Source organism: Mesorhizobium sp. M2A.F.Ca.ET.037.01.1.1, assembly GCF_003998075.1.
Taxonomy (GTDB): domain Bacteria; phylum Pseudomonadota; class Alphaproteobacteria; order Rhizobiales; family Rhizobiaceae; genus Mesorhizobium.
Genome location: NZ_RZSA01000189.1, coordinates 1 through 8,411, shown reverse-complemented (window position 1 = coordinate 8,411; position 8,411 = coordinate 1). Strand labels below are relative to the sequence as shown.

General features: G+C 64.2%; 9 protein-coding genes and 3 pseudogenes. 4 read left to right on the top strand and 8 right to left on the bottom strand.

The window, feature by feature from the left end; all coding sequences use genetic code 11:
• Together EOA27_RS12080 and EOA27_RS12075 are read right to left on the bottom strand one after the other, a co-directional pair.
• Positions 1 to 415: FAD-dependent oxidoreductase (locus EOA27_RS12080; protein ID WP_127256278.1), on the bottom strand; the 415-nt coding region annotated here is incomplete at its 3' end.
• A 99-nt stretch (positions 416 to 514) separates the two neighbouring features.
• Positions 515 to 1,450, bottom strand: a complete 936-nt coding sequence (locus EOA27_RS12075; protein WP_126080710.1) for a dihydrodipicolinate synthase family protein — start codon at positions 1,448 to 1,450, stop codon at positions 515 to 517.
• 69 nt (positions 1,451 to 1,519) lie between these two features.
• Between EOA27_RS12075 and EOA27_RS12070 the strand changes: the two genes are divergently transcribed.
• Complete coding sequence (locus tag EOA27_RS12070; RefSeq protein WP_245463402.1) at positions 1,520 to 2,224, top strand: GntR family transcriptional regulator; 705 nt, start codon at positions 1,520 to 1,522, stop codon at positions 2,222 to 2,224.
• A gap of 27 nt (positions 2,225 to 2,251) precedes the next feature.
• On the opposite strand, the gene EOA27_RS12065 is transcribed toward EOA27_RS12070, so the two are convergent.
• On the bottom strand, positions 2,252 to 2,569 hold the full coding sequence (locus EOA27_RS12065) for a hypothetical protein (protein WP_126080709.1): 318 nt from the start codon (positions 2,567 to 2,569) through the stop codon (positions 2,252 to 2,254).
• A 265-nt stretch (positions 2,570 to 2,834) separates the two neighbouring features.
• Entirely contained in the window at positions 2,835 to 3,212 is a 378-nt protein-coding gene (locus EOA27_RS12060) for a winged helix-turn-helix transcriptional regulator (protein ID WP_126080708.1), read from the bottom strand.
• A gap of 81 nt (positions 3,213 to 3,293) precedes the next feature.
• On the opposite strand from EOA27_RS12060, the pseudogene EOA27_RS43150 reads away from it, so the two are divergent.
• Positions 3,294 to 3,557, top strand: a pseudogene (locus EOA27_RS43150) (nuclear transport factor 2 family protein); the annotation flags it as partial.
• Positions 3,545 to 3,682 (top strand): annotated as a pseudogene (locus EOA27_RS40615) (SDR family oxidoreductase); the annotation flags it as partial. The pseudogenes EOA27_RS43150 and EOA27_RS40615, both read left to right, overlap by 13 nt.
• A 41-nt stretch (positions 3,683 to 3,723) precedes the next feature.
• Here the strand turns inward: EOA27_RS40615 and EOA27_RS12050 are convergent.
• Entirely contained in the window at positions 3,724 to 4,026 is a 303-nt protein-coding gene (locus tag EOA27_RS12050; RefSeq protein ID WP_126080706.1) for a hypothetical protein, read from the bottom strand.
• A gap of 472 nt (positions 4,027 to 4,498) precedes the next feature.
• On the bottom strand, positions 4,499 to 5,995 hold the full coding sequence (locus tag EOA27_RS12045; protein WP_127256273.1) for a CoA-acylating methylmalonate-semialdehyde dehydrogenase: 1,497 nt from the start codon (positions 5,993 to 5,995) through the stop codon (positions 4,499 to 4,501).
• A 380-nt stretch (positions 5,996 to 6,375) separates the two neighbouring features.
• On the opposite strand from EOA27_RS12045, the gene EOA27_RS12035 reads away from it, so the two are divergent.
• Positions 6,376 to 7,257 (top strand): LysR family transcriptional regulator, encoded by an 882-nt coding sequence (locus EOA27_RS12035; RefSeq protein ID WP_126080703.1) that lies wholly within the window; start codon positions 6,376 to 6,378, stop codon positions 7,255 to 7,257.
• A 403-nt stretch (positions 7,258 to 7,660) separates the two neighbouring features.
• Here EOA27_RS12035 and EOA27_RS42080 read toward each other — a convergent pair whose 3' ends face one another.
• Positions 7,661 to 7,858, bottom strand: coding sequence for a hypothetical protein (locus EOA27_RS42080; protein WP_245491074.1), 198 nt, complete (start codon positions 7,856 to 7,858; stop codon positions 7,661 to 7,663).
• Positions 7,836 to 8,411 (bottom strand): annotated as a pseudogene (locus tag EOA27_RS42075) (hypothetical protein); the annotation flags it as partial. The gene EOA27_RS42080 and the pseudogene EOA27_RS42075, both read right to left, overlap by 23 nt.

Genomic DNA, 8,411 nt, shown 5'->3' with positions numbered 1-8,411 from the left:
CATAGAATTCCAGCGAGCCATCCTCGCGCAGCATCGGCCGCGTGCCGGAGCGGTCGAGCAGGCCCATCCACTCGGCCTCGGCAAGCTTCATCATGCCGGCCTGCGTGGCCAGGCTCGTCTCGTAATGCTTCGCCGCGCCGGCCCGCCAGAAGCGGATCAGCCAGGGCAGGAGTTTCGGCAGATAGGCCGGCGGAATGGCCAACGGCCCGAGCGGATCGGCGAGCCATTTCGGCAATTGCCGGATCATCCCCTTATGCGCCAGCGGCAGCACGTCGGAGAAGGCGAAGGCGGCGGCATTGCCGGAACTCGTCTCCTCGCACACGCCGGTCCGGTCGAAGACGATGACGCTGCGCCCCGCTTCCGCGAGCAGGGTCGCGGCGCAGATGCCGATGATGCCGCCGCCGATAATGGCGATGTCTTCCGCTTCTCCCCGTGAACGGGAGGAAGATGCCCGAAGGGCGGATGACGGGCCGCCCCCCTCTTCGGAATTTTGCTGCACGTGAAAGGCTGTCCCTTATTCGGCCGCCACCAGCCTGTCCGTCGACCGAGGAGACGTCTGGAGCGACGGCAGCGTCGGCCGCACCGCCAGCGCGTCCCGGACGATCGTCTCGACCGCCTTGCGGCGTTCGCCCGACAGCGGCTGGCGCGGCATGCGCACGCGGTCATTCGTACCGATCGCCAGCACTTCGGCAAGCTTGATGTTTTGGACCAGATAGCTCGAGACATCGAGGTCGAGCAGGGGCCGGAACCAGCGGTAGATCGCCAGCGCCTCCTCGCGGCGGCCCTGCCGTATCAGCTGGTAGATCGCGACGGTCTCGCGCGGGAAGGCGGTGACCAGGCCGGCGACCCAGCCGATGGCGCCAACCGAGAGCGCCTCGAAGGCGAGATTGTCGACGCCGGTGAAGAGGTCGTAGCGGTCGCCGAAGCGATTGATGATCTCGGTCGATCGGCGGATGTCGTCGGACGATTCCTTGATGGCTACGAAGCGCTTGTCGGTCGCCAGCTCCTCCATCAGGTCGACGGTGACGTCGACGCGATAGGCGAGCCGGTTGGAATAGATCATCACTGGCAGGTCGCCGGCTTCCGCCACGGCACGAAGGGCGGCGACGGTCTCTTCCGGATTGGTGTGGTAGATCGGGCTCGGCACCACCATAAGGCCGTCGGCGCCTTCCCTGGCGGCGCGCTTCGCGATGCTCGCCGCCTCGCGGGTGCCCGGCTCGTTGACGGTCAAGAGCACCGGCTTCTTGCCGGCGACCTTCTGCGCCGTCTTCAGCACTTCGATCTTCTCGTCAGGCGACAGCATCGGCCCTTCCCCCAGCGAACCGCAGACGATGATGCCGTCGCAGCCGGCCTCCATCTGCAGGGAGTAGCAGCGCTCCATCTCGGCATGGTCGAGCCGGTCGTCGGCGGTGAATTTGGTCGTGACGGCTGGGAAAACTCCGGTCCACATGGTTTGCATCTCCTCTGATATATCAGTCGTATATCTATTAAGAATTGGCGTGTCAACGCTGAATCCGTTATGATATATGAAAAATATATCAGGAGCCTGCTATTGATTTCCCCACTGATATCCGCTGATGCGAACGCCCCCTTCGAGCCGGCGGCGACCAAGGCCTATCGCGCGCTGGAGCACATGATCGTCACGCTCGAGCTGGCGCCGTCGAGCTTCGTGACCGAAGGCGCGCTGATCGATCGCCTGGGTCTCGGACGCACGCCGGTGCGCGAGGCGATCCAGCGGCTGGCCTGGGAAGGGCTTCTCGACATAAGACCCCGCGCCGGCATCGCAGTCGCGCCGCTTCACGCCGGCGACTGGCTGCGGGTGCTCGATGCCAGGCGCGGCATCGAGGTCGTGCTCGCGCGCTCGGCCGCCCGCTTCGTCACCCGCGAGGCCGCCGACCTGTTTCACGAGGCGGCGCTCGCGATGCAGAAGGCAGTGATCTCGGGCAACGTGCTTGCCTTCATCCAGGCCGACAAGGCGCTCGACGAAGCGCTGGCCATCGCCGCCGACAATCCCTTCGCGGCGCGAGTGGCCGCCCCCCTGCAGAGTCACAGCCGCCGCTTCTGGTTCCGCTACAAGGCCGACACCGGTCTTGCCGAATCAGCCGAGCACCACGTCGCGCTGATCCGCTCGATCCTCGACGGCGACGAGGAAGGCGCCGCCAAGGACGCCAAGAAACTGATGGCGCTGCTGCGCGGCCACGCCGAGGTCGCCGCGACGCGTTGAGCAGGACAGCACCTGCTCAAGGCGTCCTCAGCCGCCCGGCTGCCCGACCGCGGTCGCCAGCGTATCCTCCCATCCCTCGCCGGCGGCCAGGATGCAGCTCTGGCCTTTGACGTCGGTCATCAGGATGGTCCAGGTTCCGCTTGCCGAGACGAACACCTCGAAAATGGCGACTTGGCCTGCCACGCCATAGCCCAGCCGCTTCTCCTCGAACGCCTCCGCCAGCCTCGCGACCAGATAGTTGTGGCCGCCGCAGATGATTTGCGCCCGCGCCGGAACTGCCGATATCGCCATCAGGGCGCCAACGGCTGCAAGCATGATCCATTGAAACGAAAAATCGCGTGCCATGGGGCACCTCCTTCGCCTTCGCATTCCGGCAAGGGAGGCACATTCGGCCGCCTCAGTGTGCCGGAAGGCTCCAGGCCGGATCAGACGTCTTCATCACGTCGCTCCTTCTGGTTTCCGGTCTGTCGTCGGGAGATCATCACTCCCTGGATTCGATATGGTGAAGCTGCGCCTCGTAAACAAGGCGCTCTATGAAGCGCTGGCCATCGCCGCCGACAACCCCTTCGCGGCGCATGTCGCCGCGGCCAAGTCGCGGTGAGGCGATCGATCAGCCTTCGGCAGGCTCCTTCCGAGCCGCCCACTTCAACAGGGCATCGAGAGCCGGGCACAGCGCCTGACCCCAGTCGGTCAGACAGTATTCGACCTTCGGCGGCACCTGGTGATGGACGATGCGGCGCACGATGCCGTCGGCTTCCATCTGCCTGAGTTGCTGGATCAGCATCTTTTGCGAGATCGCGGGAATGGCCCGCTCGAGATCGGAGAAGCGCAGCACCTTGCCGCCGAACAGGTGAAACAGGATCACCAGCTTCCACCGGCCTTCGAGAATGCGCAGCACGTTCTCGACGCCGATCGCCGCGGACGAAGGCGTCAGAAGCTCGGGCTCACTTTCAGGTAAGTACCTTACTTTTTTGTCGGTTCTTGTCATTTCCACAGCATACCTCATCTTAACGGCCGAGCAAGCGCCACGCGCCTCGAACGGCGCCGGCAACACACACGGAGACAAGCCATGGCGATAGAACTTCCCAGGCCGCTGACGATCTATTTTGCCGCCAAGAACCGTCACGATATCGACGGCATGCTTCTCCCGTTCTCGATGGATGCCACTGTCCGGGACGAAGGCGAGGTACATCGCGGACCGGCCGCTATCCGGACCTGGATGGAAACGACCACGAGCAAATACCGCGTGACGGTCGAAGTCGCCGACGCGACGGCCAATGGCGACGCATGGCGGGTAGCGGGCATAGTCTCAGGCAATTACTGGGCGGCATCCCGATCGGCCGGCCGGCATGGCCGCGGGAGATCGCCGAGCTGGTCGCCTTCCTGGTTTCGGATCGCGCATCGGCGATCCACGGCGCCGAATATGTCATTGACGGCGGTACGATACCGACGGTCTGAGCGGCATCCCGCCGCCAGGCTCGCTGCGGCACAGCCTTCGTTCAGGCGCCCGGCATCGCCGCCCTGATCGTCGGGCTGTCCCAGCCCTCGCCGACCGAGAGAACGCAACTTTGCCCCTTGGTGTCGGAGGCAAGAACCGTCCAGCTGCCCTGATCGGAAACGAAGATCTCCAGCACGACGTTCGGATTGATCAGGCCGCGCCCGGCCTCGGTTTCGTGGAACTTGTCGCCCAGCGCCTTGATGATGTCGGCGCGGGCCGCGCATTGCGCCGCCGCGCTTGCCGGGGCGGCTCCAAGGGTGATCGCCGCCGTCGCCAACATTGCCGCCACAACAAATCGTGTCATCTGACACCTCCTCGCGCCAGACGAGAACCCCGGCTGCCACCGGCGCTGTTCGGTTGCCTGCACGCATGGCAGGAATACAGCCTAAGGCGGATACCGGTCTGTTGGTTCCATCACACGGCGATGGAATTTTGGAAGGCGCGGATACGCTCTCGACGTGCCGTTCTTGGAATAATGCCCTGGATTGGACATGGAACCGAGAAGCGAGAGGGTCGACGCAGCATAAAAAGAAAGCGCGGTTGGCGCCGCGCTTCATTGAAGTCTCTTAGAAGACCGTTCGGCTAGTTCATCGTCGGAATGACGAACTCCGCGCCGTCCTTGATGCCTGCCGCGCGCCGCAGCCGAAGGCGAGGACGCGCAATCAGGAAACCGTCCGCTCAGTTCATCGTTGGAATGACGAACTCCGCGCCGTCCTTGATGCCCGCCAGCGCGCCCGCAGCCGAAGGCGAGGACGCGCAAGCAGGAAACCGTCCGGCTAGTTCATCGTCGGGATGACGAACTCGGCGCCGTCCTTGATGCCGGACGGCCAGCGCGAGGTGACCGTCTTGGTCTTGGTGTAGAAGCGGAACGCGTCCGGGCCGTGCTGGTTGAGGTCGCCGAAGGAAGACGCCTTCCAGCCGCCGAACGTGTAATAGGCGATCGGAACCGGGATAGGCACATTGACGCCGACCATGCCGACCTGAACGCGGCTGGCGAAGTCACGCGCCGCGTCGCCATCGCGGGTGAAGATGGCAACGCCGTTGCCCATCTCGTGGTCGTTGGCGAGCTTGATGGCATCCTCGTAGCGCGGCGCGCGCACCACCGAGAGCACCGGCCCGAAAATTTCTTCCTTGTAGATGCGCATGTCGGCGGTGACGTTGTCGAACAGGCAGCCGCCCATATAGTAGCCGTTCTCATAGCCCTGCATCTTGAAGCCGCGGCCGTCGACGACGAGGTTGGCGCCTTCCTTGACGCCGATATCGACGTAACCCTTCACGCGCTCCAGCGCCTGGGCCGTCACCAGCGGGCCGAAATCGGCGGAAGAATCCGTCGAGGGGCCGACCTTCAGGCTTTCGACGCGCGGCACCAGCTTATCCATGAGCCGGTTGGCGGTGTCGTTGCCAACCGGGACCGCCACCGAGATCGCCATGCAGCGCTCGCCGGCCGAGCCATAGCCGGCGCCGATGAGCGCGTCGACCGTCTGGTCCATGTCGGCGTCGGGCATGATGATCATGTGGTTCTTGGCGCCGCCGAAGCACTGCACGCGTTTGCCCGATGCGGTGCCGCGCGAATAGATATAGTGGGCGATCGGTGTCGAGCCGACGAAGCCGATGGCCTTGATGTCTGGATCGTCGAGGATGGCGTCGACCACTTCCTTGTCGCCGTTGACGACGTTGAGGACGCCCTCGGGCAGGCCGGCCTCGATGAAGAGTTCGGCGATACGCAGCGGCACGCCCGGGTCGCGCTCGGACGGCTTCAGGATGAAGGCGTTGCCGCAGGCGATGGCCGGCGCGATCTTCCACAACGGGATCATGGCCGGGAAGTTGAACGGGGTGATACCGGCGACGACGCCGAGCGGCTGGCGCATCGAATAGACGTCGATGCCGGGGCCGGCGCCGTCGGTGTACTCGCCCTTCATCATGTGCGGCGCGCCGATGCAGACCTCGACCACTTCGAGGCCGCGCTGGATGTCGCCCTTGGCGTCGGCGATGGTCTTGCCGTGCTCGCGCGCCAGGATGTCGGCCAGCTCGTCATAGTCGCGCTGGACCAGCTCGAGGAACTTCATCAGCACGCGCACGCGGCGCTGCGGGTTGGTGGCGGCCCATTTCGGCTGCGCCGCCTTGGCGTTCTCGACCGCGGCGCGCAATTCCGCCTGCGAGGCCAGCGCCACCGTGCCGCGCACGGAGCCGTCCATCGGCTGCATCACATCCTGCTTGCGGCCGCTGGTGCCGGCGACACGCTTGCCGCCGATGAAATGACCGTATTCGATCATGTTTCTCTCCCTGGATTTGGTGATGGTTCCATTGTCTGCCTTTGCGGCGGCGATGGCAACGCGAGGAAGATCGCAACCGTTGTGCGGAAAATAGACAGCGGCAGTGAAGTGTGCATTACTTGTCGCAAATGACAGCACCGCAAGATATCCGCGCAAGGACGACAGATTGAGTTCCTTCGCGCCCCCCTCTGTCCTGCCGGACATCTCCCCCACTTGGGGGGAGATCAGCAGCTTTGCCGCCGGCACCATCTCCTGCAACGCTGGTGATTGGCGAAAGCCGGCGCGGCATCCAATCTCCCCCCTCGTGGGGGAGATGTCCGGCAGGACAGAGGGGGGCGCGACAGAACGCGGCCTTGGTTGTTATCACCAGGACCACCCCCATGAACTGGGATGACGTCCGCATTTTCCTCGCCGTGGCGCGAGCCGGCCAGATCCTTGGCGCAGCGAAACGCCTGGAGCTCAACCACGCCACCGTCTCGCGCCGCATCGCCGCGCTCGAGGAGGCGCTTCGCACAAAGCTCTTCCGCCGCCTGACCACCGGCAGCGAGCTGACGCCGGCCGGCGAACGCTTCCTCGACATCGCCGAGCGCATGGAAGGAGATATGATCGCCGCGCGCTCGACCATTGCCGGCGAGGGCGACGACGTTTCGGGAACCGTGCGCATCGGCGCGCCCGACGGATTTGGCGTCGCCTTCCTGGCAAAGCGGCTGGGCGAACTGACCGCGCAGCACCGTGAGCTCACCATCCAGCTTGTGCCGGTGCCGCGCTCCTTCTCGCTGTCCAGGCGCGAAGCCGATATCGCGATCACCGTCGAGCGGCCGACAGAAGGCCGGCTGGTGGCTGGCAAGCTGGTCGATTACACGCTCGGCCTCTTCGCCTCCCGCGCCTATGCCGAGGCCAATGGCCTGCCCAAAACGCCGGCCGAGCTCGCCCGGCACACACTGATCGGCTATGTGCCGGACCTCATCGTCAGCCCTTCGCTCGACTATGCCGCCGAATTCAGCCCCGAATGGCGGACCAGCTTCGCCATCTCCTCGGCGCTCGGCCAGGCCGAAGCGGTGCGCTCCGGCGCCGGCATCGGCATCCTGCACACATTCGTCGCCCGTTCGATGCCGGAGCTGGTGCCGGTCGACATCGTCGCGCCGATCCGCCGCGCCTACTGGCTGGTCTATCATGAATCGGTGCGACCGCTGCGCCGCGTCCAGCTGGTCGCCAACTTCATCACCAAGGCGGTGGAACGCGAACGCGGCCTGTTCGTCTAGAACCTGGCTGGGACCGCTTAAGCGAAACGTTCCTCGGAACGGGAATCTTGACCGGCTATGTTCGTGTTGACAGGTGGTACGCCCTGGAGATTGGCCGAAACCGTCCGACCTCGTCATCCACGGGCGGAGCAAGGAGCGTAGCGACGCGCGCAGACCCGAGGATCCATTCCGTTACCTTGACGCGTTGCCACGGTGCAGAATTCTGCTCCGCTGCGCTTTTGATTTGAGTCACGGAATGGATTCCAGGGTCTCCGCGACGCCGCTTCGCGGCTGCTCCGCCCTGGAATGACGATGTTGAGGGGCTTCGGCCAATCTCCAGCGTTTGTGCGATTTCGCGGGCATGAACGACGACAATCCAGCCAGCGGATACCTAGCAGTCTTTCAAAATTCCCGTGTCGAGAAACTAGTCGGGATCGAGCACGAACGAGCTCACGATCTTGTCGGCCTGATCCGCAAGCGGCGCCCATTTGCGCGTCGCCTTGTCGGCGCTGTCGCCGGTGACCCCGCAATCGATGAAGCCGTAATGCGAGCTGCGCAACGTCAGCGCGATGCGGGAATGGCCGTAGAAGCTGACATTGTCATCGGCATAGTGGAAATCCATATCGGCGATCCGCACCGGATAGCTGGTCTGCCAGGTTGCTCATCTGCCAGTCTTTCTCCATGAACGCCCTGACATCAGGCGGATTGCCCGGAGCGGTCGGATCGTAGGCATTTTGCGACACCCTGCAGGTCAGGCCTTTTTCGCCGGATTTGAGCTTGAGCCGGATGGTGTTGTCAAAGGCGGTTTCGCTTGTCGATTCCTCGGGATAGGTCAGCGAAAAGCCGTGTTCCCTATCGTGAACGGCCTTGTCCGCGGCAAGCGCCGCCGCGGCGCAGGCCAGATAGCGGTCGCCGCCACTGGAAAAAGACGCATTGCAAAGTCCCCTCGCTGCCCCCGATCTTATCACAGGCAGTTGGTCGTTGCCGCCTTGCCTGCGCCACAAATTCAGCCACTGTGGCACCTGCGCGCCTGGCCATGCCGTGACCGGGCGCCAAAGCAATTCTAGGAATTGCGGCAGAACAAAAAGATAGAGCGGTTCGCCGTTTCCGTGAAACGGTGAAACGGTGAAACGCTCTGGGGATAATCTTCGAAACGCCGGCGGGGGAATGCGGAC